The sequence below is a fragment of the Streptomyces sp. NBC_01198 genome, assembly GCF_036010485.1.
Classification (GTDB): domain Bacteria; phylum Actinomycetota; class Actinomycetes; order Streptomycetales; family Streptomycetaceae; genus Actinacidiphila.
On record NZ_CP108568.1, the window covers coordinates 1,247,057 to 1,272,792 of the forward strand.

A 25,736-nucleotide genomic window follows, 5' to 3' on the forward strand; every position below is an offset into this window, starting at 1 on the left:
CCTGGTCAAGGCGCTGGTAGCAGTGCGAGTTGGTCAAGTGCCCCGCGCCCGCACCCGTTTCGCACACGAGGAGCCTCGCTGTGAGATGTATTGACGCGTTCCGACGGGCGTCCTATGGTGCCGCGAATCGATCGTTGGAATCCCGAAAATTTCGCCCTCCCTACCCACGGACGGCGAGCGGATTGTTAGCGCTCACCTGCCCGCCAGGGCAGACAGTGCGCACAGTGCGCAGATAGCAGCAGGGCACCCGGCCCTCCGGTCGATGCCCTGTCCCCCCACTGTGAGGAGCACCCACCGACATGTCTTGGCTCACCGGACATCGAAGCATCCACACAAAAGCCGTGGCAGCGGCCACCGGAGTGGCGGTCGGCGCCTCCCTGGCTGTCGTCGCTCTGGCGACATCGGCGCCGCACGCTGCGGCGGCGGGTTCGCTGGGTTCGGCGGCCGCGCAGTCGGGCCGGTACTTCGGTACCGCGGTGCCGGCGAGCAAGCTCGGCAACTCCGCGTACTCCACCATTCTCGACCGGGAATTCAACATGATCACCCCGGAGAACGAGATGAAGTGGGACACCACCGAGCCGTCCCGCGGGAACTTCAACTTCGGGCCGGCCGACCAGATCGTCAGTCACGCCCAGGCCCATGGCCAGCGGATGCGCGGTCACACCCTGGTCTGGCACAACCAGCTGCCGGGATGGGTGTCGAACCTGTCGGCCTCGGACCTGCAGTCGGCGATGGACAACCACATCACGCAGGAGATGACGCACTTCAAGGGCAAGATCTACGCCTGGGACGTGGTCAACGAGGCGTTCGCCGACGGTGGCAGCGGCCAGCACCGCAGCTCGCCCTTCCAGGACAAGCTCGGCAACGGCTTCATCGAGCACGCCTTCCGCACGGCCCGTTCGGTCGATGCGAACGCCAAGCTCTGCTACAACGACTACAACATCGAGAACTGGTCGGACGCCAAGACCCAGGGCGTCTACAACATGGTCAAGGACTTCAAGTCCCGTGGCGTCCCGATCGACTGCGTCGGCTTCCAGAGCCACTTCGGCAACGGCGGACCCCCCTCCAGCTTCCAGACCACCCTCAGCAACTTCGCCGCCCTGGGCGTCGACGTCCAGCTCACCGAACTCGACATCGCCCAAGCCGGCACCACCCAATACGGCAACACCGTCCGAGCCTGCCTGAACGTCGCCCGTTGCACCGGCATCACCGTCTGGGGCATCCGCGACAGCGACTCCTGGCGCAGCGGCGACAACCCTCTGCTCTTCGACAGCAACGGCAACGCCAAGGCCGCCTACACCACAGTGCTCAACACCCTCAACGCCGCCGGCACGACCTCGTCGCCGACCTCGCCGACCACACCGCCCAGCAACGGCGGCACCAGGGCGATCAAGGGCTCGGGGTCAGGACGCTGCATGGACGTCCCCAACTCCACCACCGCCGACGGCACCCAGGTGCAGCTGTGGGACTGCTCCGGCAACAGCAACCAGCAGTGGACCTACACCTCCGACAGCGAGCTGAGGGTCCTGGGGAGCAAATGCCTGGACGCTGCCGGAACCGGCAACGGCGTCAAGGTCCAGATCTACTCCTGCTGGGGCGGCGACAACCAGAAGTGGCGCCTCAACTCCGACGGAACCATCGTCGGGGTCCAGTCCGGACTGTGCCTGGATGCGACCGGCGCCGCCACCACCAACGGGACGCTGCTCGAACTGTGGACCTGCAACGGGGGCAGCAACCAGAAGTGGAGCTGAACCGGCCGCAGTAGTGCCGCCACGCCCCGGCCTCGTCGCAGGCCGGGGCTGGTGTACCGGGGACTGTCCCGGCAGGCGGTTGTCGTTGCGGTTGCCGTACGTCAGGACACTCGACGAGGCGAAGGTCGCGGCGTCGGCGATCCCATGGCCCAGGCCGTCGGCCTGAGGGCACCGGCCGTCGCCTCACGGCGCGGGCAGGGTCACGTCCGTGCACACGCCGTCCGGCCACTCGACCGTCACATGGTGGATTCCGCCGCCCCCGTCCCGCACGGACACGGCCGGTTCCTGGTCATCGCCGGCGCCGCGGTCGAGCCGTACGGATGCGGCCAGTACGACCCCGAGCGGTACGGGTTCCGGGGTGGCCAGCCAGGGGACGGCGGTCCGGGCGGCGAGTGGGGTCGTGCCGTCCTCGACGAACACGCCGGCGCGGGTGAAGCCGCGCAAGCCGCGTACGGCGCTGCGCAGTCCCCCGTCGCTCGCCTCGGCGTATGCACCCTCCTCGCCCGGTGTGTGCGCGGGGCCCGCCTCGGTGGGAAGCGGCCAGCCGCCCAGTCGTACAGACCGCCAGGCCGCCGACGGCCCCTCGGGGGCGTCGAGCCGGACGAGCCGGATCTCGGTGCCCGCGCGCAGTACGGAGGCGACGGTGACCAGCGGGCCCGGGATGTGCGGGCCGGTGCGGCCGGAGCCGTGGTCGGGTGTGGCGTCCCCGGAGGTGTCGACCCATCGCACCAGGCCCCGCGACGCCCCCACGAGGCTGCCGTCGGTACGGCGGTCGGCGAAGAGTGTGGTGAAGCCGCTCCGGTGGGTGGCCCGGCCGGTGTCGTCAAGTACGACGACGCTGTTGTCGAGCGGATCCGATGTCGTCGGCCCGGTCAGCGGCGGCACGGTGGCGGTGGAGTAGCCGAGGCGGGCGTACAGCGGTGCGTCGGCGCGGCAGTCCCCGGGGCGGCCGTGGTCGGTGCCGTGGTTGACGACCACCGCGACGCCGTCCGACCGCCGCGCGGAGACCAGCCAGCCGGGAGCGGCGACCACCCGTGCCACGTCGGCCTCTTCCACCGGCAGCGGCGCCTCGGTGGCCGTCCACACCGGGTGGTCGGCGGGGAGCATCAGGCCGAGCATGCCCTTGGCGGCCCAGTAGGGGGAGCCGGGCCCCGAGTATGCCTGCCGTATCGGCAGCCACTCCCCGCGCCAGCCGAGGCGGAGCAGTCCGTCGGGCTCGAACGCGCCCTGCCCGCGGAAATGCCGCAGCATACCGCTGGCCGCGCGCCGTATCAGACCGGGGCCGAGGTTTCCGGTGCCGGTCAGCGCCCCGACCCACAGGGGCGCGGCGGCGGCGAAGCGGTAGGTGAGGCTGCGTCCTTGCAGCAGCGGGGATCCGTCGGACCCGATCAGGCACACCGCGTCGTCGAGATACGCGCCGAGGTCGTCCTGCCATCTGCCGCGCAACCGGGGTGCGCAGAGCGTCCCCGTCACGTCGAACAGGTGCGTCCACAGCAGCGGGTACAGGTGCAGTGCCCACCCGGTGTAGTGGTCGTAGGCCCGTTCCTGTCCGTCGCTGAGCCAGCCGCCGGGGCGCCGCAGCGAGGCGTGGACGTCGAGGTCCTCCTCGATGTCGGTGGCGCTCCACGGGCCGCCCGCCTCCCGCAGGAAGGACTCCACCACGATCCTGAACCACACCCAGTTGATCGGCGGGTACCGCTGTCCGACGACCGTGCCCAGCCAGTCAAGCGTCCGCTGCCGTACCCCGTCGTCGAGCCGGTCCCAGAGCCAGGGGCGGGTGGTTTGCAGGACGAGGGCGATGGAGGCGGCCTCGACCTTGGCCTGGTCCAACTCGTCGGGACGCGGCCACGCCTCGGGCGAGTGCGGGTCCGTACCGGCGGCGAGCCCCTCCGCGTAGCGCTCCAGTAGCCCGGCCGGGTCGGCGCCGGCCTCGCCCGCCACCCGGAATCCGGCCAGCAGAAAGGTGCGGGCGAAGCCTTCAAGACCGTCCGAGCGGCGGCCGTTGCGGCTCGCTGGGCCGGGCAGGTCGATGGACGCCCCCTTCGGGGAGCGGTAGGGGGCCACCGCTTCCGCTGTGCGGTCGGCCAGCGCCGCCCAGTGCTCCCGGGTCCAGCCGGTGAACGGTGACCGGTCGCGGTCCTCGGCCGGGAGACCGGACGTCATGGCGAGCTCCATGGGATGCGGGGGCCCGGGCGGGCCGTGGTGTCCGCTCACTCAATCCGTCCGGCGCCGCCCGGTCAACAGTTGCGAACACAGTCGAACACGATCGCCGGCTTCCGAGCACGGTGGTTCCGGTGCGGAAGCGTCAGCCGTAGGGAGCGGTGTTGCCCGCGTGTGTGGTCCAGATCTGCCCGGAGGAGGCCACGGAGGAGTTCCGGATGACCAACTCCGGGAGGATGAGGACGCGTTGTGCGGGGCGGCGCTTCCCCTCGATCAGCCGGGAGACCATCATGTCGACCGCCACCCGCCCGACCCGGCCCTTCGACGGGCGCACCGCGGTCATGGCGGGCTCCGCGAGTTGGGCCACCTCGTCGTCGTAGCTGACCATCGCCATGTCGCCGGGGATGGTGACGCCCTGCTCCGCGAGGTATTGCGCGATGGAGATCGCGTCGGGGTCGCTGTGCACGATCAGGGCGGTGGTGCGGTGGTGCCGGCAGCGCGCCAGGATCCTGCTGATGATCTCGCGGTGGCCCGGCACGCTGAGTGCGACGGTCTCGCGCACCACGAACTCGGCGGGCAGTGCCAGTTCCGCGCAGACCCGCTGCCAGCCCACCGAGAGGTGGGCGGAGGTGGGACTGCCCTTGGAGAGCACCAGGCCCATGCGCCGGTGGCCGTGCTCGTACAGATGGCGGACCGCCATCTCCAGGCCGAGGGCGTGATCGCTGCGGACCCACTCCAGCTGGCGGGGTGTGGGAGTCCAGTCGGGCGTCTGGCGCTCGACGAGGATGGTGGGGACCGGCAGATTGCCGATCCAGTCGATCATCTCGTCGACGCCGTCGCCTTCGAGGTTGGGGGCGAGCAGCAGCCCCTGCACCTGCTGGGCGGCGATCAGCCGGGATATCTGGCGCCGGTCCTCGGCCTGGTCGTAGCTCGACCCGCGCAGCTGGATCTGCACACCCAGCGCGGCGGCCGCGGCACGGGCGCCCCCGACGATCGGCGGCCAGTAGAAGTCCAGTGAGGGCACCACCATTCCGATGGTGAAGGCCGTTGCCGCCGGCCGCGGCCGACGACCCGGAGCAGCCGTGCCGGCACGCTCCAGATCGGTCGGCAGGGTCGCGCCGCCGTGCACCCTGGTGAGCAGACCGCAGCCGGCGAGCGTACTGATGTCGCGCCTGATGGTCAGCTCGCTGACTTCGAGGACCTTGGCCAGGTCACGGACCCGCACCGCGCCATGGCGGCGCAGTTCCTCCATCACGCGCTCACGTCGCTGGAGTGCGAAGAGTCGGTCGTCGCCCATCAAGGCGCCTCTCAGTCCAGGTGTTCGCATCTGAACGTTTGGTTGCAGTTCTGTTCGAACGCTAGTGAACGGCTACTGAACACCACTATCCCTGTTCCCAACGTATTTGGAACGGAACTGCCTGGAAACACCGGTGTAGCAGTCGTTCCGAGGAACAGGACCCGACGCCTGATGCAGACCAAGCCCGACGCGCTGGTCGTGATGAGCCGACAGAGCTTCGACGCCCACTTCGACCGGAGCCGGCTGGACCGGCTCGCCGCGCTGGTCACACTGGGCGACCCGCTGTGGACAGACGACCTCGACACCCCCGAGGCGAGAGCCCGGCTCGCCGAGGTCGAGGTGCTGATCACTTCATGGGGCGCGCCGCCGCTGACGTCCGCGCGGCTGACCTCAGCGCCGGAGCTCCGTGCGGTGCTGCACTGCGCGGGCAGCGTACGGGGCCTGCTCGGGGACGCGGTGTGGCGGCGCGGCATCCAGGTCGCGAGCGCGGCCGACGCCAACGCCATACCTGTCGCCGAATACACCCTGGCCGCCATCATCTTCGCGGGGAAGAAAGCCCCCTTCCTCGCCGCGGACGAGCAGCGCGCCTACGGGGGCTGGGGCAGTGTCACCGGCTACGGCGACCTGTCGAACTTCGGCCGCACGGTCGGTGTCGTCGGCTTCTCCCGGATCGGGCGCAAGGTCGTCGACCTCCTCGGCCTGCTCGGCGGCACCACCTGCCTCGTCGCCGACCCGTACGCCGACCCCGACCAGGTCGCGGCGGCCGGCGCGACGCTGGTGCCCCTGGAAGAAGCGCTTTCCCGGGCCGACGTCCTGACGCTGCACGCCCCGGAACTGGCCGAGACCCGGCATCTGATCGGGGCCGCGGAGCTGAGCCTGCTGCCCGATCACGCCACGGTGATCAACACCGCGCGCGGCAGCCTCATCGACAGCGCCGCACTCGCGGCGGAGTGCGCCGCCGGCCGGCTGTTCGCCATCCTCGACGTCACCGATCCCGAGCCGCTTCCGCTCGACTCCCCGCTGCGGCGGCTGGCCCAGGTCATGGTCACGCCGCACATCGCCGGCTCACTCGGCACCGAGATCGGCCGGCTCACCGACCACACCCTGGACGAACTCGCGCGGTGGACGGCGCACCAGCCGCTCACCGCCGAGATAACGGCCGAGCACTGGGCGCTGGGTCTGAGCGCCTGACTCCCCCCTGATCCCCCGCTTCATCCCCCCTCGGCACAAGGAGCCGCACCCCATGAGAATGACCACCACGAGACTCCTGCCGGTCGCTCTGGCCGCAACGCTCTTCGGCGCCGCGGCATGCGGGAGCGGCGGCGGTTCCGGCACCACGTCCGACGGTCGTACGGTCGTCAAGATCGCGCTGTGGAATTACCAGACCACGCCGGAGTTCAAGGCGCTCATCGACGGCTTCGAGGCGAAGTACCCCAAGATCGACGTGCAGCCGGTCGACATCCTCGCTGACGACTACCCGGACAAGGTCACCACGATGCTCGCCGGTGGCGACAGGACCGACGTGCTGACGATGAAGAACGTCACGGACTACGCCCGCTACGCCACCCGCGGCCAACTGCTGCCGCTGACGGGCTCGGTCGCCGGACTCCCGGACAAGTCGGCCTACGCCGGGCTTGCCGACTACGACCTGGGGGGTCAGTACTACGCGCTCCCGTACCGGCAGGATTTCTGGGTGCTGTTCTACAACAAGAAGCTGGTCGGTGACGCGGATGTGTCCCATCTGACGTGGAGCGGTTTCGACTCCCTGGCCAAGCAGCTGACCACGGGATCGGGGGCATCGAAGACGTACGGCACGTATCTGCACACCTGGCGTTCGGTCGTGCAGGCGGTAGCGTCCGCGCAGACCGGCGGTGACCTGCTCGGCGGGGACTACGGGTGGATGAAGGACCAGTACGGCATCGCACTGGACGTCCAGAAGGCCGGCGCCACCCTGCCCTTCGCCACCGCGTCGAGCCAGAAGACCACCTACGACTCCCAGTTCACCACCGGCAAGGCCGCCATGGTCCCGATGGGCACCTGGTGGGCCGCAGCCCTGCTCGCTGAGAAAGCCGAGGGCAAGAACCCGGTCGACTGGGGCATGGCGCCGCTGCCGCAGACCACCGCCGACGGTAAAACCGTCACCTTCGGCTCCCCCACCGCCTTCGCGGTGAACAAGAAGGCCCGCAACGCGGACGCCGCGAAGCAGTTCGTCGAATGGGCCTCGGGTCCGCAGGGCGCGGCCGTCCTGGCGAAGGTCGGCCTGGTCCCGTCGTACCACGACAGCTCGGTCACGAGCACCTTCTTCGGGGTCCGGGGCATGCCCACCGACGCGGCGTCCCGCCAGGCCATGCAGCCGTCCAAGGTGCAGTTGGAGATGCCGGTCAGCGACAAGTCCTCCGACATCGACCAGATCCTCACCGAGGAGCACGAACTGGTGATGACCGGCGAGAAGTCCGTCGACGCGGGCATCAAGGAGATGGACCACCGCGTGAAGACCGAAGTCCAGTGACGACCGTCACCACCCGTACGGCGCCGGCGGCCACCCGCCGCCGGCGCCGGCGCAACGCGCTGATCGGCTGGAGCTTCGTCCTGCCGAACCTCCTGGGCTTCGCCGCCCTGACCCTGGTCCCGGTGGCGGGTACGTTCGTGGTCGCCTTCACCGACTGGGACTCGTACTCCACCCCGAAGTGGGTCGGCCTGGCCAACTTCCGCCGGATGCGGCACGACGACAACTTCTGGACAGCGCTCCAGAACACCTGCTGGTACGCGGCCGGGCACATCCCGCTGACCCTCGCGGCATCGCTCGGCCTGGCGGTCCTGCTCAACCAGAAGCTGCGCGGGGTCGGGATCCTGCGCACCGCGTTCTTCTTCCCCTACGTCACCTCGCTGGTCGCGGTGGCGGTCGTCTGGAACATGCTGCTCAGCCCGGACATCGGCCCCGTCAACCAGCTGCTCCGGCACCTGGGCTGGTCCCATCCGCCGGGGTGGACCACCTCGACCGACTGGTCCCTGCCCGCGCTCATCGCGACCAGCGTGTGGCGCGACATGGGTTACTACATGGTGCTCTTCCTGGCCGGCCTCCAGACCATCCCGGCCGAGCTCTACGAAGCGGCCCGGATGGACGGCGCGGGGCCGTGGGCGCGTTTCCGGCATGTGACCATGCCGGGCCTGCGGCCCACCACCTTCTTCGTGACGGTCATGCTCACCATTTCCAGTTTCAAGGTCTTCGACCTGGTCCAGGTGATGACCGAGGGCGGTCCTGGACGGTCCACGCTGGTGCTGTCCCAGCTGATCTTCCGCGAGGGCATCACGCACGGCCGGTTCGGCTACTCCTCAGCGGTCTCGCTCGCGCTCTTCGTGATCGTGCTGGCCGTCACCCTCGCCCAGTTCCAGATCCAGCGCAGGAGCGAGCGATGAACACCACCGCGCCGGGCAGGGAACGCCCCCGGACGACGCCCGCACCCGCGCCGCCGACCGCCGCGGCCGTGTCGCGGCGCCACACCGGGCACGCCGCCGGCCGCGCGCTGCTGTACCTGTTCCTGGTCCTCCTCACAACGGCGATCCTGCTGCCCTTCGTGTGGATGGCGATCTCCTCGGTGAAGGCCGACAGGGACGTCTTCACCGTGCCGATCGAGTGGGTCCCCAAGAGCTACCGCTGGCGCAACTTCACGGACATCTGGAAGCAGATACCGCTCGCCACCTATCTGGGGAACTCCCTGCTGCTCAGTGCGGTGATCACCTTCCTCCAGGTGCTCACCGGCAGCTTCGCCGCATACGGCTTCGCCAAGGTGCGCTTCCCCGGCCGGGACGCCCTCTTCCTGGGCTACATCGCCACCATCGCCGTGCCCTGGCAGGCGTACATGGTTCCGCAGTACATCATCATGGACAAGCTCGGCCTGGTGAACACCCGCTGGTCGCTGATCCTCATCCAGGCGTTCGGTGCGTTCGGGGTCTTCCTGATGCGCCAGTTCTACCTGACCATCCCCGACGAGATCAGCGAGGCGGCCCGGCTGGACGGGCTGAGCGAGTACGGGATCTGGGCGCGGATCATCCTGCCGCTGTCCAAGCCCGCCCTCGCCAGTCTGGCCCTACTGACCTTCGTCAACACCTGGAACGACTACATGGGTCCGTTCATCTACCTCACGGACAACGACCTGTGGACCGTCCAGATCGGACTGCGCTCCTTCATCGGCCAGTACGACGCGCAGTACGCCATGATCATGGCGGGATCGGTGATCTCGGTGGTTCCGATCCTGGTCATCTTCCTGCTCGGCCAGCGCTATTTCGTACGCGGCATCGCCACCACCGGAATCAAGGGCTGATCCGGCATGACCCCCACCACGAGCGCACCCGCTCCCGCGGGCCCCACCCGCCGCCTGCCCACCAACGTGAGCTACGGCTCATGGGAGTTGATCTGGGCCCACATCCACCGGGTGCTGGTGGTGAACCTCGGACTGGCAGTCACCTGCCTGCCGTTGCTCGCCGCCCTCGCGGCCGCGCATGAGCCGTGGCGTCACCCCGTGCCCTTCACACTGCTGTGGCTGTGCGTCGGCCCGGCACTCGCCGGTGCGTTCGGCTATCTCGAACGCGCCGCCGACGACACCGCCGACACAGCACGGGCGATCGAGCTGCCCCGCGCCTACCGCCGCCTGTTCCGCAGGGCGACGGCGCTGTGGGCGCCTTACGCGCTGCTGGCGGCGGCCGGCGCGACGGACGCGGTGCTGCTGCGGCACACCGCCGTCGGACTCGCGGTGTGCCCCGCGCTGGCCGTGGTCTCCGTGCTTTCCGCGCTGTCCGGCGTGCACGCCATGGCCCTGACCGCGGCCGGGCCGGAGGACCACCCCCTCACACCCGCCGCCTACCTGACCGCCCCCTACGGCCTTCTGAGGCGCTGGCCCCTCGCTCTGGCCGACCTCGTCCTGCTCCTCGGCGCGGCGGCGCTCGTCAACCGCGCTCCTCTGCTGGGCCTGGCCACGCTCCCCGGATGCGCCCTCTACGTGGTGTGGCGCAACGTCCACGCCGCACACGCACGGCTGGAATCCGCCGACACCGCGGCCCCGCGCGGTCGTTGACGACCGGTCGGGAGCCGGCACCGTGCGGCGGGTGTGACAGGGCGGGTCGCCCTGTCGCACCCGCCGCGGACGGCCGCTCCGCCGGTCAGCCGGCGGCGGTGATCCGCCACTGCTGGTTGGCGCCGTTGGTGTCGCCGTACTGCCCCAGCTCGGACCCGGAACCCGCCCGGCCCATCCCGTCGATGTACAGGCCCGTGGCCCGGTTCTTGATCCGCACGTTGTTCGCGTCGGTCAGGACCGTCCACTGCTGGTTGCCGCTGCTGCTCCCGGCGTACTGGCCCACCGCCGCACCGTTGGAGGCGCGGCCGGCCCCGTCGAGGTAGAGCCCGGTGGCGCGGTTCCTGATCCGCACGTAGCTGCCGTCGTTCTCGATGGTCCACTGCTCCTCGAAGCGGCTGGTGCTGCCGCTCCACTGATCAGCGGCCGAGCCGTTGGAGGTGCGGCCGGCGCTGTCGATGTACAGGCCGGTCGCGGCGTTGGCGATCCTGACGTAGGTGCCACCGCCGCTGCCGACGCCCCACGCGTACTGGAGCCGGGTCAGACCGGAGGGGTTGACCAGCGACAGGTTGATGCCCGAGCCGCTCCCGGTCTTGGTGGTCAGGCTGTACCAGTCGCCGTCGCGCAGGCCCGGCCAGAACACACTGCCCATGCCGAGGCTGCGCAACTCACTGCTGACACCCCGGACGTAGTCGGCGAAGAACGACCCGCTCGGGATGCTGTAGTCGATGGCCGCGTACTGGACGCCGTTCTTGCTGCCGGGACCCATCGGGCCGCCCCACTCGGTGGCGATGGTGCGGTCCGCGTACGCGCCGATGTAGCCCGCCAGGTGGTTCGCCCAGTCCGTCTCGTCCTCGTAGCCCGCGAAGAACGAGTAGTCGTGCACCGCAAGCAGCGTGTTGTTCAGCCGGCTGTCGCTGCCCACGGCCGACACGTTCTGCGCGTCGCCCGCACCGTCCAGGACCACCCTGCCCCGCGGCACCGACGAATACCGGGCCAGCCAGTCGTTGTAGAAGTTGTCAAGATCTCCGTTGCCGTACCCGTACGGCTCGTTGATGACCTCGAAGTACGCGTTCGGATTGCTCCCGTACCGCGCGACGACCGTGTCCCACATCCGGTCGAACGCCGAGATACTGGCCGGCTTGCCGCCCGCGTACGCCCAGTACGCCAAGATCACCTTTCCCCGGCCGAGCGCCGAGTCGACCGCCCCGGTATACGTCGACCAATAGCTCGACACCGTCGGCTCGTTGATCGGCATACGCACCGTGTTGGCACCCGTGATCGAGTACAACTGGCCCACCACCCGATCGGCCACCACCCCCGCGGACGCATAGGTGTCCGACGCGCCCAGCCCCGAGGGATACAGCACCCCGTTCACGAAATTGTCCCGCTGATCGGCCCAGTTCACGCCTTTGAACTGGTTGGTGGACGCATGCGCCTCATACGACCCGACAGTGGTCAACATCCCCGCCGCCAAGGCAAGCACGGCAAACAATCTCAACAGCGCGAACACAGCCCTCCGGGACATCGCGCTCTGCGACGATCTCATCAGCACACCCCTCATGCGGCCCTCGGTGGTTCAACCGGTGTGGTCTGGGACATGGGTAACGGATCGTCAAACGGTCTCGCTACGGGGCGAACAAAAGCGCTCAGGATCGCTGACAAGCGAACACCCGTCAGCCGCCGGTCTCCTGCCGGATCTCGACGTGGCCTGACCGTGCTCGCGGGCCAAGTCTCCCGCGGAGGTATGCGATGGGCGATACGGGGCAGGCGTGCAACTCGGGTAGTTGCGCAGCGGGAGCGGATCCCCCTCTCCCGGTTGCGACCAGCGGATGTGGCGCTCACCAAGGCGCCAGCCGGTCCTCGAGCCGCGCGACTGATAGAAGGTGCGGCGGTCCGCTGACCAGCGTGTCATCGGTCAGGCGGGCTCGCGTGATGATCCCATCGACAGCACCACCCCATTGGAGGCTTCGCATGTCTGTTCCCATCGCATCTGATCCGCTTGCCGAACTGTCCGCTGCCGGGGTCTCGGTCTGGCTCGACGACCTGTCCCGTGAGCTGCTGGCCGGAGGTGAGCTGAAGAAGCTCATCGCGGAACGCCATGTTGTGGGCGTCACCACCAATCCGACGATCTTCGCCTCGGCCCTGTCCAAGGGGGACCGCTACACCGAGCAGTTGCGCCGCCTGGGGAGTGAGGGTGGGAGCGTCGACGACGCCGTCTTCGCTCTTACCACCGACGACGTGCGGGACGGCTGCGAGGCGTTCCGCCCGGTGTACGAGCGCACCGGCGGGACCGACGGGCGGGTCTCCATCGAGGTCGACCCGCGGCTGGCCCGGGACACCGCCGCCACGATCGAGCAGGCACGGAAACTGTGGGAGACCGTCGACCAGCCGAACCTGCTGGTCAAGATCCCGGCCACCCGTGAAGGACTGGCCGCGATCACCGCCGCCGTCACGGAGGGCATCAGCGTCAACGTCACCCTGATCTTCTCCCTGGAACGTTACCGCGCGGTGATGGACGCCTACCTGGCCGGCCTGGAGCAGGCACGCGATGCCGGCCGCGACCTGACGGGCATCCACTCCGTCGCCTCATTCTTCGTCTCCCGTGTCGACACCGAGGTCGACGCCCGGCTCGACGCCCTGGGCACCCCCGGAGCGACGGCGCTCAAGGGCAAGGCGGCGGTCGCCAACGCCCGGCTGGCCCACCAGGCGTACCAGCAGGTGACCGCCGGACCTCGCTGGCAGGCCCTCGCCGCCGCTGGAGCCCGCCCGCAACGGCCGTTGTGGGCATCGACCGGGGTGAAGAACCCGGCCTACCCGGACACGATGTACGTCAGCGAACTCGCCATCGCCGGCACCGTGAACACCATGCCCGGCAGCACCCTGGCCGCATTCGCCGACCACGGCACCCTCACCTCGTCGGCACCGTCGGACGCCGACTACGCCGCCGCGGCGGCACACTTCGCGGCCCTGGAGCAGGCAGGCGTCGACTTCGCCGACGTCACCGACGCGCTCGAACGCGAAGGGCTGGCGAAGTTCGCGGACAGCTGGAGCGAACTCGGCGCCTCCGTGGACCGCGAAATGCACAGCAGCACAGACGAGCGGGCGTCGGCCCACTCCGCGGCGAAGGACGTCTCGGAGGGGCCCGAGCTGCTGGCGATCTACCTCAACGACCATCTCTCGGGTGCGACCGCCGGCCTGGAACTGTTCCGCCGGGCAGCGCAGGGCCAGCAGGGCAGGGATCCCGACAATGCCCTTTCCGACCTGGCGAAGCAGATCGAGCAGGACCGCGACTCCCTGATCCAGATCATGACCGACCTGGGCGTGCCCACCGACCGCTCCAAGGTCGCGCTGGGCTGGCTGGCCGAGAAAGCCGGCCGCCTCAAGCCCAATGGCCACCTCTTCTCCCGCTCCCCGCTCAGCGACGTCCTGGAACTGGAATCCATGCTTCTGGGCGTCCAGGGCAAGGCAGCCTGCTGGCGCACCCTGCGGACCCTGGCCGACAACGATCAGCGCCTCTACGCCGACCATCTGGACACGCTGCTGGAACGCGCTGAGCAGCAGAGCACCGTACTGGAGCAGCTGCGCCTCGCCGCGGCCGGCCGTGTCTTTCCGACAGAGCAGACGACCGCGTGACAGGTGTTTCGGCCGGGGGACGGCGGACGGGACGGCCGTCGTCAACCGGGTCTGTGCGGTCGGCGGAGGCGTCTGCCAGACGACGTGATGCGAGTGGTTCGCGGGCGGGCGCGGACATCGTGGGTCGCTGGCCGGGTAGGCCCCTCTGTGAGAGCGCTGCGAAGAGTCTTCGCGGTATCAGGCCACCAGGAGGCGACATGCCCGGAGTCATCGCCCGTATCAAGGAGTTCAGCCGGAGCCCGCAGGGGAAGCGCGTGATCGCCTCCGCCCGCCGTGCGGCCGCAGACCCGAAAAAGCGGGCTCGGGCACGCCAGTTGATCTCACGGTTGCGCGGGCGCCGCGTCGGCGCCCAGCCCTGATCCGCGCCTCTGCGCAGCTCCGTCCGCGGCGCTACGTATACGGTGTACGGCGATGGACGACGACGTGCGGCCCTGGGACGTGGCGGTGCCGCTCGTAGGGGCCGCGCGGCGTGGCGACGCCCTCGCCATGGACGACTTGCTGAAGCTGGTGACGCCGTACGTCACCCGGCTGTGCACCCCGATTGCCCCGGCCGATACCGCGGACGCCGTCCAGGAATCCCTTCTCGCGGTGTTCCGGGGCCTGCGCGGAGTGCGGGATCCGCAGGCCTTCTACGGGTGGGTGCGTGCGGTCACCGTGCGGGAGGCTGTCCGAGTGGCACGGCGTACCGCGGGCGAGACACCCGCCGACCCCGCGGAGATCGGCCGGCTGCGGGACCTGCTACCTGGCGTCGGCGATGAACTGACGGCAGAGGTCAGGGATCTGCTTGCCCGACTGCCCGTCCAGCACCGCACCGTATTGGTGCTGCGGGAGCTGGAAGGCCTGGACGAGCGGACGATGGCCGAGCTGCTCGGCGTACCCGAGGGCACCGTGAAGTCGCGCCTGAACAGGGCGCGTTCGTCATTCCGGAAGGCGTGGACACGGTGAACGCACCCGATACGGTCGCCCGGCTGCGCGTACTGGCTGCCGGACTGCGCGCCCCCTTGTACGCCGAGACACGGATCGATCTGCCCTTCGACCAGGTATGGGCGGTCATCGCCGACCTGGAGGGTGAGCTGCCCCATCTGATCCCCTTCGTACGGGAGTTCAAGGTCCCGCCAGGCGACAGCGAGCGCAAACCGGCGCAGGCCGTCGACGTGTTCGGCCTGCGCGGACCGTACGACGTACGGCTGAGCCCCGGGTGGTGCCTGATGCAGTCCCGGCTGGTGACGATGGGCATGGCCGCCACGCCGGACGGCACCGGGACTCGGCTCGCCGTCTGCGGCGCGGCGCGCCCGGCCGCCCTCGGCGGCGTGCAGCGCCTGTACGGCCGCCTGCTGGGGGAGCGCCGCGCTCACGCCCTCTTCCGCGAGGTGGAGCGCCGCGCCGTCCTGCGTTGACCCCCTCAGCCGGCTCCGGCGATGAGTTCCCGCAGGGCCTCGGCTACCAACTCCGGCCGCTCCTCGTGCAGATGGTGCCCGGCACCCGGCACCACCCGTACGGTCAGACACTCCGCGTGCGGGTCGCCGCCCCTCAGCAGGGCAGGCGGGATCACCGGGTCGTGCTCGCCGCCGAGTACCAGTGTCGGGACGGCCGGCCGCCGTCGGCGGTCGGCGCCCCGGAAGCCCGCCGGGATGTCCCGCACGACGTACTGCCAGAACATCGCCTGCCCGGCATGGGCGGAGGCCTGCGCCGCCTCGGTGAACTCCGTGAGATCCGCGTCCCGCCACACGGCCGGGTCGGCGACCGCGCGTCGGAGCAGATAGCGGGTGAAGGCCGGCCAGTGCCGCAGGACCAGCCGTCCGAGCACCGGGTACTCGATGAAGGCGGTGAACCACATCCGCCACAGATTCGGCAGCATGTCGCGGTGGCGCGTCCACGGGTGCGTCATGTTCAGCGCGAGGAAGGCACGGAACCGATCCGGGGCCCGCCGGCAGAGCCGGAAGCCCACCCCGGCTCCCCAGTTGTGGCCGACCAGGGTCACCCGGTCGAGACCGAGTGCGTCCAGCAGCGCGAGGACGTCGTCAGCGAGGCCGTCCGTGTCGTAGCCGCGCTCGGTCTGCTCCGACCAGCCGAAGCCGCGCAGATCGACGCAGATCAGCCGGTAGTCGTCGGCGAGCAGCGGGACGAGCGCGCGCCAGGCGTACCAGTGCTGCGGGAAACCGTGCAGGAGCACGACGGGCGAGCCGCTGCCGGCCTCGGCGAAGTGCAACCGGGCCCCGCGCACCGTCACCCACCGGTGCTCGACCCCCTCCAACGGGGGCATGGGGCGATCGCTGTTGGTCATGAGGGGATCCCTTCGCCGGATACGACAGGCCGTTCACCTCGCCAGGAGGCGCGCGATCCGGCGAAGGTTCCCTCGCGTCTGCGCCTACCCAACATCCAGAGCTCGGCGAGGCGCAGTGCGTGACCGCGGATCGAGCGGACGGCGCGCGGTCGTCCACGCCGCCTCGGGGCGCAGGTCGCGGCACGCTGCCGACAGAGCCAAGCCAACGAGCTCGCGAACAGCCACCGTCAGGCAGGTCGCCAGCCGTCACCACTTCCTGTCGCCCGCGGAAGGCCCGCGAAGGCCCGATGTCAGTGGTGTGCGGGAGGGTGGTCGCCATGGGAACGAAACCTGAGGCTGTGGCGATCACCGGTGCCGCCGGGCGGATCGGATCGGTGGTCCGGGTCGGCTTGCGTGATGAGGTAGCGCGGTTGGTGCTCATCGATCGTGCAGGGCTCACAGCACAGACGCCGGCAGAGGAGGTCCACCAGCTGGATCTGCGTGACGCGGAAGCGGTGACAGCAGTCCTGAAGGACCTGGATGCGGTGGTGCACCTGGGTGGGCTCCCTGATGTGGCGCCATTGCCGGATCTGCTGGACGGAAATGTCCGAGGGACGCACAACGTGCTGGAGGGCGCGCGCCGGCAGGGGGTGCGACGGGTCGTGCTGGCCAGCAGCAACCGTGTGAGCGGCTTCTATCGGGTCGCGGAGACCGTGACACTACAGTGGCCAGATGCCGCTTGTAGACATCACCTATCCCCACAGCGTCGCGGGTTCCAAGCTCCGCGAACTGGGTTCCGTGCTGCCGCACCTGGTCTCCAGAGCTGTCGAGTGTCCCGAGGAACCGTATGACGGGGACCTGCAGCCTGGCGATGTCGAGATCCGCTTCAGGCGGCGGGATCCGTTGGACCCAGGCGGCTTGGATCTGGTTATCGAGGTACGGACCAAGTGGTTCGAAAGCCGCGCCGCCGATCGCCAGGAACGGGTGGACAGGCTTCACCGGGACATCCTGACGACCACCGGGCTCCAGAACTTCGGGATCTACCTGTCGCTCACTTCCGCCGCCTGGTCCCAGGGAGACTGACGCGGCTCGCACTGCGCCCGAGGACCGCCCCGCAGCGCGCGGTCAGGGGGCCGGCGTCACGAGCTGCCGGTCCGGTAGTGGGCGGTACTCCGCTTCCCGGGAACTACGGTGACGGGGTTCCGGACGACCGCGTCGAATGGGTAGCCCCGGGTGTCGGGGGTGGTCCGGACGGGCTGGATGCGGCCGGTGGTGTCGGTGGCGCGGGCCGGCAGAGCGGTGGGGCCGGGCGTGGTGGGGTGCCAGTCGGTGGACCAGCGGGACCACGCCGCGGCGCGGGGGCGGTCGTGGAGGTGGGCGCGCTTCCAGGTGGCGCCGTCGTCGGTGCTGACCTCGACGTGCCGGATGCCTCCGCTGCCCGACCAGGAGCGGCCGGTCAGCCGGTGCCGGGTGCCCGCGGTGAACGTCGCGCGGGCGGCGGTCTCGAATGCGCTCTTGAGTGTCTGCCGGGTCAGCGGTGCGCTGCCGGTGTCGGCAGGCCCGCCAGCGTCGTGATGACCACGCCTCCTGCGGCTGCCAGCCACAGGAGGTCGCGACGGGACACACCCTCGGCCCGGGCCTCACCGGCGAGCCACTGGCCCAACAACGCGCCCGTCCGGCGTATCCGAAAACCTGAGCAGGTACCACAGCGAAGCGGCGCGGGCGCTGCAACTCCACAGCGCGCGTCGCCCAGGAGGGGTGAGCGCTCACATTCCGTGGGAGAGATCCAGGTGTGCGCGCTCGGCCAGCGAGGGACAGCTCCGATAGCGGGGTCGAAATGAGACTGACACATCCTTCGTCGTTACCTCAAGGGGGGTGCGGTACGGGCCTGTTCAGGCGCCGGGCCCGCGCGCCAGCCGTCCACGCGGGAACCTGGGCTTCTGTCGCCGATGAGAGCACAGGGGCGCCCAGGGCACGGGTTGGGACAGGAGGTCTCACCGATGGCCGGGTGAATCGGTTCGTGTCGTGAGGCTTGACACCGTGAGGGGTGCAGGTGCACGTTCTTGTATCCGAAACATCTGTCCCTCCATTGACGCCATATCTCCGACCGATCGGTACGTGTGAGCGCTAACACAGTGGGTGCCTGTCAGGCGAGCCGAGGGGTCGGGCGGTCCGGGCGGGCCCCTTCCCCCTGGTTGTCGGCGAGTTGTGGTGGGACAAGGCCGACCCGGCGAGTCGCTCACCGCCTTACGGCTTCAGCGCCGCCCCGACCGGTTCACCACCTGCCCGTGCCTGGTCCGTTCACAAGGAGGATCGTGTGAAGCGACAACACGTACAGCCGCCGCGCCGTCGACGCCTGGCCCTTTGGTCCGTGGCCGTCGTGGCGCTGTTGACCGGGGCTGTGGGAACACAGCCGGCCACAGCGACCGCCCCTCGAGCCACGCCGGCCGTTGCCTCGCCGGCCTCCGGCACCGACGGCGTCACCGCCGGCAACGCCGCGATCGCCTCGGTCGACCTGGCCGGCACCTGGGGGTTCACCCCGCTGGGCCGGTCGGCGACGTCGATCACGGTGCCGGGCGGCGGTTGGTACAAGCAGGGCTTCACCGATGTGAACGAGGCGGTGTACTCCCGCACGATCACCGTGCCGGACTCCGGGCAGCCGCAGTCCACGTGGATCGAGTTCGGCGCGGTGAACCACCAGGCGACCCTGTCGGTCGACGGGCGGACGGTGGCGACCAGGACCACCGCCTTCACGCCGTCGAACTTCGACATCAGCGCGTACGCGGCACCGGGTACCACGCACACCGTAACGGTCGATGTGAAGGGCAGGGGCGCCCTGAAGAACCCCGCGAACGGCAGGTATCTGGTGCCCGACGCGGCCGACTGGGCCGAGGCCGTACCGCAGGGGATCTTCCGTTCGGCGTTCTTGCGCGTGTATCCGGCGGTGTACGTCAGCGACACGTTCATCCGCACGTCCGTGGCCAATCAGACCCTCACCTACGACGCGTCGGTGACCAACACCTCGGGCGCCGCGCGGACGGTGACGCTGACCGGTTCGCTCGCCTCGGACAACGGCACGTCGTTCACCTACCCGTCCCTGCCCAGCAAGACGGTCGCGGTGGCCGCCCACTCGACCGTCAAGGTGACGGTCGGGCCGGTGGCGTGGAACCTGGGTTCCTCCTCGTACTGGTGGCCCAACGTCCCCTACCGGCAGGGGTATCGGGCCCAACTGCACCGCCTGACGGTCCACGCGGCGACCGACGACGGCCGCACCAGCGACGCGGCCTACCGCTTCGGATTCCGGGAGAGCAGCCAGAACGGCGAGTACTACTACCTCAACGGCGTGCGGGTAAACTTCCGCGGCGACAACCTCCAGGGCGCGGACTTCGACCGCGTCAACAACGGCGGCAAGGGCGACGCCTACGACACACTGCCCGGCTTCCTCGCGCCCTCCTCGGGCAACGGCGGCTGGCCGCAGGCGGTCGACAACTACCAGCGGCTGAACTACAACGTGGTCCGCATTCACCAGGAGCCGGCCAGCCCCTACATGCTCGACGTGGCCGACGAGATGGGCCTGATGATCATCGACGAGACCGGCATCCGCGGCTCCAACAGCCTTCAGGACTTCGTCGCCGGGCACGACAACATGGTCGACCACGCCCGCGCGCTGACCCTGCGCGACCGCAACCACCCGGCGATCATCCGCTGGAGCCAGAGCAACGAGCCCGGCAGCAGCGGTATGGACTCGGAGCAGTTCGAGAAGGACCTGTACGCGGCGATGAACGGCAACGACGGCACCCGGCCGGTCAGCGTCGACGCGTGGGTCGGCGCTCCGGCCAACCCCTACCCCACCATGACGTACGCGAACTTCGATGTGTTCGGGCACTACTTGGACGGTTTCGGCACCTACGGCGAGAAGGTCGTGTCGGTGGCCGGCCGGCCCGACGGCGAGGGCGAGTACATCTGGCCGAAGTGCAACACCAAGCAGGGCTTCGAGTGGTTCGCCACCACGATGGTGGCCAAGCGCGGCAAGGACGCCAGCGACCTGCGCCCCTACACCCTGCTGTCCGGCTGGGCGGGCGTCATACCCGGCGTCCGCACCACCGACTTCACCCCCGAAGAGGGCGGCCATCCCGTCTACGGCGCCGACAACCTCTCCGACCCGTGGAGCAATCCGCAGATCCAGCGCATCCAGGCCGCGTTCAACCCGGTCGCCGCGATCGACCTGCCCTACTGGTCGGCCTCCGGTGTGTCGGACTCCAACGGCACCTTCCCGCTCCCGCAAGCGGTCCCCGGATACGCCGCCAACAGCACCGTGAACCGTACGATCTCGGTGTTCAACGACGACTTCACCGGCACCGCCGTGGGCTTCGCCTGGAGCGCCCACCTCGACAGCGCCACCGGCCCGGTGATCGCCTCCGGGAACACCACCCTCGCCGTCCCGCTCGGCTCGAAGGCGACGCAGACCGTGTCGTTCACCGCGCCGTCCAGCGGCTCCCGGGTCTACCTCGTGCTGTCCACCAGCAAGGCCGGGACGACCGTGTTCAGCGACGCGGTCGAGTACTTCACCCTGGGCAGCTCCACGAGCCCCGCGCCGGGCACCTACCGGATCGTCAACCGCAACAGCGGCAAGCCGCTGGCCATCGCCGGCAACTCCACCGCCGACGGCGCCAAGGCCGTCCAGCAGACCGGCGGCGGGACCTGGACCCTCAGCGCCTCGGGCAGCGCCTTCACCCTGCGCTACAACCCCACCGGCAAGGTGCTCGACGTCAACGGCGGTTCCGCCACCCCCGGCCTGCAACTGCAGCAGTGGTCGGCGAACGGCGGCACCAACCAGCAGTGGTACCTGCGGCCCACCGGCGACGGGTATTACACCATCGTCAGCCATGACAGCGGCCTGGCGGCCGATGTGAGCGGCCAGGCAACCAACGACGGAGCCGCCGTCGTGCAGTGGACCGCCAACAACGGCGCCAACCAGCAATGGCAGCTGACACCGGCCTGATCCGGCGGCCGGCCTGTCGGATGTGCCGCCACCTCCCCGTGGCGGCACATCCGGGGCGTGCGGACCTCCCAGGGGGCGCGCAGGGCTGGTTCAGATTCCTGGTGATCACGTGTTGGTTCAGGTCAGATGAGCCCGAGCCGGCCGAGTGGGTGTGTGAAGGGCTGGCAGGAGGCTTGTCGTAGCCCGGCGGCGATGCTGCGGTGGCCGGCGTCGCGGAGTGTGCTGACTGCGAGGTTGCGCCCGCTCCGTGGCCCTACGCGAGTGGGACGCCCTCCAAGAACTCGCCGACGGCAGCAGACCCGGCGCCCGCCTGTTCACCGGACCGCGCGGCGGCCGCATCACCACCGCCGTCCTGCGCGACGCCACCCACTGGGACGACGTCGTCCGCGGGCCTTGCCTGCCCGGACCGCACCGCGAAACTGCCCGGATAGTGGGCCTGCTCCGAGTCCGATCGAGCAGCTGAAAGCCCGTGGCAGTGTAGCGGTGGGTCCGGCATCATCCCCATGTGCTGGAGATGCAACCCGTTCCGGAGATCGTCGCTGCCGGTGACTTCGCGCTCTGGCCGGTTGGCGAGCACGAGCCATATGGCTACCTCGTGCTGAACGGGGAACTGACTGCGGCGGAGGCCGGTACGGCGGTCATGCGGATCGCCGGCTGCAACGACTTCGAGCCGGAGGAGGAGCACGGGCCGTGCCCGACCGACCCGCTCGGCACATTCCTGCACGGGCTCCTCACCATGCCTGATCTGTTCGCCGCCGGAGGCTCCTCCTTCGGCCACGATCCGTCCTCGGTGGCCGAACGCGTCGGCGACACCGTCCGGCTGACGCTCGACGCCCACGGAACGGACGGCAGTCCGGTGACCGAGCTGCCGGTGGACCAGGTACGCAAGCTCGTCGCGGGCGCCCAGAAGGATTTGCAGGACTTCCTCAGCCTGGCCAGAACCTGGGCCGAACGGCATCTGCCGGCGCACGCCGCCGCCGTCACCGCCGCCCTGACACGGGCACTGGACCTGGCGCCCACACCATGACCAGCTTTCTCACCAACCGGGCGCACGTGCACGACGCGCGCCTTCCCCTGCGCCGCCGGCACAGCGCGCTGCGGAACTGCATCACCCTCTTTGCGCCGTACGGCTTCCGGGCGACATACCACCACCTCACACTCAGCGCCGCGATCCCCCGGCGGCTGGAAGCGGACCCGGACTCGCTGGTGCGGGCGGTGGAAGAACTGTTTGAGGCACGGGTGCTGTGGCTCGCGCGGGGGGAGGAGTACGCCGCACAACGCCGGGCGGACAAGCAGGCCGGGCGTCGGCCCGTTCCGAACCCGCGACCGTGGTGGCTGCGCAGCAGGTGGGACGGCCCGGACCGTGCCTGGTACGAAGACCCGTTCCGCCATCCGTCGCTGCGACTGCCTGAGTACGTCCGGCGGCAGAACACGATCCTGAACGGCGCCGATCTCCCCGGCTGCCCCGCCTGCGGGGACGAGAGACCGCCGGTGTCGCACTCGACCGGGCACGGCTGGGTGGAGCTGTGCCGCGGGTGCGCGAGGGTGTTGGCGCCATGTCCGTGCGGGAAGCAGCACCGGTTCGTCCCGGAGATACCGCTCAGCTGGAAAGGGATCTGGCAGCGGGCGCACATGAGCGATGACGGCAAGCCGAACCCGCATTGGCCTGCGGGCTAGCCGGTGGGATGCGGCGCGCGCTCCTCAGATCGTTGCCCGGGGCTCCTCGTAGCGAAGGGATATCGCGGACGCTGCTGGGAGGTCGCCAGCTGGTCACCACACGTCGACGGACCAGACGTCGCCCCTCTGATGTCCGTCCGGATCTGGGTCGCCTGACCCGTACGGGTCAGGGTCAGTGACGACGTGGATGCGGGCGGCGGACGCGGATACGCGGTAGTAGTCCATGCCACTCGACGTGTTGAGCTTGTCGCCCATCAGCTGGCACGCAGGTTCCGGCCTACCAACGTTCGGGATTCCGGGAACCCGCGCGCTTCCGACCGGGACGACTTCAAGGCCGTCAACGACACACACGGCCATGCCGCCGGAGACGCCGTACTCACGGCCACCGGCTCTCGCTTGGCCCCGGGGGCGGCCTCAACCGCCAAGTATCCGCCGCCCCGGCCGGCAGTCGGACCCTCACCCGCCGCGTCCCGGGCCTGCGGGGTGGCGGCCGGGCGCGGTAGTCTCCTCGGGTGAGTCCCCTCGAATTTGTGGCCGAGCGTGACGGCTGGCGGTGCTGGGTGTGCGACGAACCAGTCGATCCCGAGATGTCGGTGAACGACCCGCGGGGGCCCAGCGTGGACAGCCGGACCGCCGACCGGAAGGCCAAGGTCGCCGAGCGGCTCGCACACCGAGCGTGCAACACCCGCAAGGGCGCGGTCGAGGTGGCCATCGCCTGGCCGGACCGCCTGTACGTGGTCGAGCCCGCGCCGCTGATCACCGTTGCCGGGAGACTGGAGCGCAAGGGGGGCCGCGAGATGGTGGGCCGTTGTCCGACCCGGCGGGACGCCCAGGAGGCGGCGGACTGGCTGGTGGACCGGTTCTCCCGACTGGTACCGGGGCTGCCGGTGACCGCCAGCATCGAGCCGGGCGGCGGCCAGTTCCTCGTCATCCTGGCCACCAGCCGCCGCTGACCGGGGAGATCGCGGCGCGGCACACACGCGTCGCCCTGCGGCTGCCGAGAGTGTCATCCGCACAGGTCGGTAGCCCGATCAGCGGTCGATGCGAGGGCCTCCGCAAGACAAGAGCTGAACATGTGCGGGTAGACAGCCGGGTTCCTTGAACGCGTTCGGTCTCAACCATCGGATCTGCCGGGCAGTGTCAAGATGGCCCCCGCGCGACGAAGACGTCGGCGGTCAGGTCGGCGGCCAGGTCCCGGTCGACGGTTCTGCGGGTGACGAAGCCGAGGACGGCGTCGAAGTGCGTCTCGTACACGTCGCCGAACGAGGTGGGACTCCGTCCGGGCTCGTGGGTGGGTATCTGCACGTGGGATCTCCTGGAGGTCCGGTTCCTGTCACCCATCCAGGCGTATGGGCCGGGAATCGTTTCTTCCCGCAGGTCAGGGCGCCGCAACGGAACAGAGCAACGGGTGCTGGCTGACACTCGTCATGAGGCCGGCCCTGACTCCTGCTTGCCGCTCTTCGGCCTGCCGGGCCCTCCGTGACCGGTGAGGACCGTGGACAGGCCGGCCGGCCTGCGCGGATGCGGATTGCGGCAAGCGCCGGGCTGCGCGGGGGCGCCGAGTGCCGGATCGCCCCGGCGCCGGGATGCTCCTATAGATGTCAAGCGGCAGGAGCAAGGTCGGTTTGTGTGGCTTGTTCGGTCGGTGTGCTGGTCAGGGCGCGGTAGACCTCGCGGGCGACGAATCGTTTGAGGCAGCGCATGATGTCCTTTTTGGACAGGCCTTCCTTGGTGCGGCGTTCGACGTAGGTGCGGGTGCGCTCGTCGTAGCGCATGCGGACGAGCACGATGGTGTGCAGGGCGTTGTTCGCGGCCCGGTCGCCGCCTCGGTTGAGGCGGTGGCGGTGGGTGCGGCCGGAGGATGCCGGGATCGGTGCGACCCCGGCCAGGTGCGCGAAGGCGGCCTCCGAACGCATACGTTCGGGGTTGTCCCCGGCCGAGACCAGCAGTTGGCCGGCGGTTTCGGGGCCGACGCCGAACAGTTCCAGCAGTGCGGGAGCGGCCTGCCGGGTCAGCGGACCGAGTTCCGCGTCCAGCTCGGCGATCTCGGCGTCCATCGCCTGGTGGCGGCGGGCCAGGCGGCGCAGGGCTGCCCGGGTGGCGGTCAGCGGGCGGGACAGGTCGTCGCCGGGCCGCAGCCGGGCGAGCGTGCGTATCAGCGTGGCCCGGTCCACTCCCGCGACCTGCTCGCGCAGCATCGCAGGCGCCGAGACCAGCAGGCCCCGGATCTGGTTCATCGCCTGGGTGCGGGCCTTGACCGCGCTGCGGCGAGCGGTCCGCAGCACGCGCACGGCCTCGACCACGCCGTCCCGGCTCTTGGGGGTGCCGGTGGCCCGCCCGGACAGTACGGCTGTCGCGGCGGCGTAGGCGTCGATCGGGTCGGACTTGCCCTTCATCCGCCGGGTTTTGCGGTCCGGACGGTCGACATCGATGACTGTGACTCCTGCGGCGGTGAGCACCCGGGCGAGTTCGGCCCCGTAGGCGCCGGTGCCCTCCACACCCACCGCGGCCAGCTCGCCGAGTGAACGCATCCAGGCCAGCAGATCCCGGTAGCCGCGGATCGTGGCCGGGAACTCCTGGTCAGCCAGGTGCCGGCCGATGGTGTCGATCACCGCCGCGTGGTGGGTCAGGCCGTGGGTGTCGACTCCGCCGGTGATCTGCGGGCCGTCGTGCGTCATGCTGGTCATGTCCGTCCTTGTGGCGTGTCCGTTCCGAGGGCGGCACGCGCCGGTCGGGCGGGTGGACAAGACAGTGACGGGGCTTCTGGACCAAGCTCCTATGAAGTCACAAGCGCCCGTCCGGCCGCGTGCGTGGTGACGCCCGGCGGGCCGACAAATCCCAAACAGGACAGTCGAGACGTCAGTCAGTTGGCGAGTCAGGC

21 protein-coding genes and 3 pseudogenes are annotated in these 25,736 nt (G+C 69.9%); 17 read left to right on the forward strand and 7 right to left on the reverse strand.

The window, feature by feature from the left end; translation table 11 throughout:
- Positions 1-299 precede the first annotated feature (299 nt).
- A complete protein-coding gene (locus OG702_RS05550) occupies positions 300-1,751 on the forward strand; it encodes an endo-1,4-beta-xylanase (RefSeq protein WP_327287761.1) in 1,452 nt (483 codons plus the stop codon).
- 183 nt (positions 1,752-1,934) lie between these two features.
- Here the strand turns inward: OG702_RS05550 and OG702_RS05555 are convergent, their stop codons facing one another.
- Both OG702_RS05555 and OG702_RS05560 read right to left on the reverse strand, forming a co-directional pair.
- A complete protein-coding gene (locus OG702_RS05555; protein WP_327287762.1) occupies positions 1,935-3,914 on the reverse strand; it encodes a DUF2264 domain-containing protein in 1,980 nt (659 codons plus the stop codon).
- Positions 3,915-4,056: 142 nt separating this feature from the next.
- Positions 4,057-5,208, reverse strand: coding sequence for a substrate-binding domain-containing protein (locus OG702_RS05560; RefSeq protein WP_327287763.1), 1,152 nt, complete (start codon positions 5,206-5,208; stop codon positions 4,057-4,059).
- Between the two features lie 171 nt (positions 5,209-5,379).
- On the opposite strand from OG702_RS05560, the gene OG702_RS05565 reads away from it, so the two are divergent.
- The 5 genes from OG702_RS05565 to OG702_RS05585 are packed head-to-tail and all read left to right on the forward strand — an operon-like array spanning position 5,380 to position 10,280.
- The gene (locus OG702_RS05565) at positions 5,380-6,399 is read left to right on the forward strand and encodes a hydroxyacid dehydrogenase (protein ID WP_327287764.1); all 1,020 of its coding nucleotides are present in this window, start codon (positions 5,380-5,382) and stop codon (positions 6,397-6,399) included.
- 52 nt (positions 6,400-6,451) lie between these two features.
- Entirely contained in the window at positions 6,452-7,717 is a 1,266-nt protein-coding gene (locus OG702_RS05570; protein ID WP_327287765.1) for an extracellular solute-binding protein, read from the forward strand.
- Positions 7,714-8,625 (forward strand): carbohydrate ABC transporter permease, encoded by a 912-nt coding sequence (locus tag OG702_RS05575; protein WP_327287766.1) that lies wholly within the window; start codon positions 7,714-7,716, stop codon positions 8,623-8,625. Before OG702_RS05570 ends, OG702_RS05575 begins: the two co-directional genes overlap by 4 nt.
- The gene (locus OG702_RS05580) at positions 8,622-9,530 is read left to right on the forward strand and encodes a carbohydrate ABC transporter permease (protein WP_327287767.1); all 909 of its coding nucleotides are present in this window, start codon (positions 8,622-8,624) and stop codon (positions 9,528-9,530) included. The genes OG702_RS05575 and OG702_RS05580 overlap by 4 nt, the downstream gene beginning before the upstream one ends.
- A 6-nt stretch (positions 9,531-9,536) precedes the next feature.
- A complete protein-coding gene (locus OG702_RS05585; protein ID WP_327287768.1) occupies positions 9,537-10,280 on the forward strand; it encodes a hypothetical protein in 744 nt (247 codons plus the stop codon).
- 85 nt (positions 10,281-10,365) lie between these two features.
- Here the strand turns inward: OG702_RS05585 and OG702_RS05590 are convergent, their stop codons facing one another.
- Positions 10,366-11,742 carry a ricin-type beta-trefoil lectin domain protein gene (locus OG702_RS05590; RefSeq protein WP_327287769.1) on the reverse strand — a complete coding sequence of 459 codons (1,377 nt, stop codon included), beginning with the start codon at positions 11,740-11,742 and terminating at the stop codon, positions 10,366-10,368.
- A gap of 509 nt (positions 11,743-12,251) precedes the next feature.
- Here OG702_RS05590 and tal point away from each other — a divergent pair.
- The 3 genes from tal to OG702_RS05605 all read left to right on the forward strand — a co-directional run bounded on the left by tal (position 12,252) and on the right by OG702_RS05605 (position 15,310).
- Entirely contained in the window at positions 12,252-13,913 is a 1,662-nt protein-coding gene (gene tal / locus OG702_RS05595) for a transaldolase (protein ID WP_327287770.1), read from the forward strand.
- 411 nt (positions 13,914-14,324) lie between these two features.
- Entirely contained in the window at positions 14,325-14,858 is a 534-nt protein-coding gene (locus OG702_RS05600; protein WP_327287771.1) for an RNA polymerase sigma factor, read from the forward strand.
- The gene (locus tag OG702_RS05605) at positions 14,855-15,310 is read left to right on the forward strand and encodes a hypothetical protein (RefSeq protein ID WP_327287772.1); all 456 of its coding nucleotides are present in this window, start codon (positions 14,855-14,857) and stop codon (positions 15,308-15,310) included. The genes OG702_RS05600 and OG702_RS05605 overlap by 4 nt, the downstream gene beginning before the upstream one ends.
- A gap of 5 nt (positions 15,311-15,315) precedes the next feature.
- On the opposite strand, the gene OG702_RS05610 is transcribed toward OG702_RS05605, so the two are convergent.
- Positions 15,316-16,197 (reverse strand): alpha/beta fold hydrolase, encoded by an 882-nt coding sequence (locus OG702_RS05610; RefSeq protein WP_327287773.1) that lies wholly within the window; start codon positions 16,195-16,197, stop codon positions 15,316-15,318.
- Positions 16,198-16,514: 317 nt separating this feature from the next.
- Here OG702_RS05610 and OG702_RS05615 point away from each other — a divergent pair, with 317 nt between their 5' ends.
- Both OG702_RS05615 and OG702_RS05620 read left to right on the forward strand, forming a co-directional pair.
- Positions 16,515-17,027 carry an NAD-dependent epimerase/dehydratase family protein gene (locus OG702_RS05615; RefSeq protein ID WP_327287774.1) on the forward strand — a complete coding sequence of 171 codons (513 nt, stop codon included), beginning with the start codon at positions 16,515-16,517 and terminating at the stop codon, positions 17,025-17,027.
- Positions 16,909-17,259, forward strand: a complete 351-nt coding sequence (locus OG702_RS05620) for a hypothetical protein (RefSeq protein WP_327287775.1) — start codon at positions 16,909-16,911, stop codon at positions 17,257-17,259. The genes OG702_RS05615 and OG702_RS05620 overlap by 119 nt, the downstream gene beginning before the upstream one ends.
- 56 nt (positions 17,260-17,315) lie before the next feature.
- Here OG702_RS05620 and OG702_RS05625 read toward each other — a convergent pair.
- Positions 17,316-17,735 (reverse strand): annotated as a pseudogene (locus OG702_RS05625) (hypothetical protein); the annotation flags it as partial.
- Between the two features lie 842 nt (positions 17,736-18,577).
- Here OG702_RS05625 and OG702_RS05630 point away from each other — a divergent pair.
- The 6 genes and pseudogenes from OG702_RS05630 to OG702_RS05655 all read left to right on the forward strand — a co-directional run bounded on the left by OG702_RS05630 (position 18,578) and on the right by OG702_RS05655 (position 23,808).
- Positions 18,578-21,178, forward strand: a complete 2,601-nt coding sequence (locus OG702_RS05630; RefSeq protein ID WP_327287776.1) for an RICIN domain-containing protein — start codon at positions 18,578-18,580, stop codon at positions 21,176-21,178.
- Positions 21,179-21,473: 295 nt separating this feature from the next.
- Positions 21,474-21,563 (forward strand): annotated as a pseudogene (locus OG702_RS05635) (integrase); the annotation flags it as partial.
- A 129-nt stretch (positions 21,564-21,692) separates the two neighbouring features.
- Positions 21,693-22,205 carry a hypothetical protein gene (locus OG702_RS05640; protein ID WP_327293096.1) on the forward strand — a complete coding sequence of 171 codons (513 nt, stop codon included), beginning with the start codon at positions 21,693-21,695 and terminating at the stop codon, positions 22,203-22,205.
- On the forward strand, positions 22,202-22,855 hold the full coding sequence (locus OG702_RS05645) for a hypothetical protein (protein WP_327287777.1): 654 nt from the start codon (positions 22,202-22,204) through the stop codon (positions 22,853-22,855). The genes OG702_RS05640 and OG702_RS05645 overlap by 4 nt, the downstream gene beginning before the upstream one ends.
- 315 nt (positions 22,856-23,170) lie before the next feature.
- Positions 23,171-23,257 (forward strand): annotated as a pseudogene (locus tag OG702_RS05650) (diguanylate cyclase domain-containing protein); the annotation flags it as partial.
- Positions 23,258-23,367: 110 nt separating this feature from the next.
- Positions 23,368-23,808 (forward strand): hypothetical protein, encoded by a 441-nt coding sequence (locus OG702_RS05655; protein ID WP_327287778.1) that lies wholly within the window; start codon positions 23,368-23,370, stop codon positions 23,806-23,808.
- Between the two features lie 187 nt (positions 23,809-23,995).
- Here the strand turns inward: OG702_RS05655 and OG702_RS05660 are convergent, their stop codons facing one another.
- Together OG702_RS05660 and OG702_RS05665 are read right to left on the reverse strand one after the other, a co-directional pair.
- Positions 23,996-24,160 carry an RNA polymerase sigma factor gene (locus tag OG702_RS05660; protein WP_327287779.1) on the reverse strand — a complete coding sequence of 55 codons (165 nt, stop codon included), beginning with the start codon at positions 24,158-24,160 and terminating at the stop codon, positions 23,996-23,998.
- A gap of 296 nt (positions 24,161-24,456) precedes the next feature.
- A complete protein-coding gene (locus tag OG702_RS05665; protein WP_442814307.1) occupies positions 24,457-25,542 on the reverse strand; it encodes an IS110 family transposase in 1,086 nt (361 codons plus the stop codon).
- Positions 25,543-25,736: the final 194 nt, after the last annotated feature.